Genomic DNA, 760 nt, shown 5'->3' with positions numbered 1-760 from the left:
TCAAAGATGCGTTTAGTCTTTGGTTAAACCAACATACGGATGAGGCTGAGCAGCTCGCTACCTTGTGCATCAATAATGCACAAAAGAGAATGCGCGCTAGTAAAAAAGTCGTCCGTAAAAAGGTGACTTCCGGACCTGCGCTACCAGGGAAACTTGCAGATTGCTCCGGGGTCGATGCGATGCGCTCAGAGTTATTTTTGGTAGAGGGTGACTCTGCTGGTGGCTCTGCAAAACAGGCGCGTGATCGTGAGTATCAGGCAATCATGCCCTTGAGAGGTAAAATACTGAATACGTGGGAGGTCGAGTCGAGCGAAATTCTCGCCTCGCAAGAGGTTCATGATATCTCTGTTGCGATTGGTGTCGATCCTGGCTCAGATAACCTCGAAGGTCTGCGTTATGGCAAGGTTTGTATACTTGCCGATGCCGACTCGGATGGATTGCATATCGCGACCTTGTTGTGCGCCTTATTCGTAAAGCATTTCCAGCCTTTGGTTGAAGCAGGGCACATCTACGTTGCGATGCCGCCTCTCTATCGAATCGATGTCGGTAAGGAAGTCTTCTATGCGCTGGACGAATCTGAGCGTAAAGGCGTGCTCGATCGTATCGAGGCCGAGAAGAAAAGAGGCAAAGTCAACGTTCAGCGCTTTAAGGGCTTGGGCGAGATGAATCCTATGCAATTGCGTGAAACAACCATGGCACGCGACACGCGTCGTCTCGTCCAATTGACGATAGAAGATCATCCCGGAACGGTTGCCAACAT

At 50.3% G+C, this 760-nt stretch carries 1 protein-coding gene; it reads left to right on the top strand.

Annotated elements, in window-relative coordinates; genetic code table 11:
• The coding region (locus A3751_RS15690) for a toprim domain-containing protein (RefSeq protein ID WP_231876912.1) at window positions 1–760 on the top strand (760 nt) is incomplete at both ends.

This window comes from Oleiphilus sp. HI0080 (genome assembly GCF_001635135.1).
This window is presented reverse-complemented; position numbering and strand designations above follow the sequence as displayed.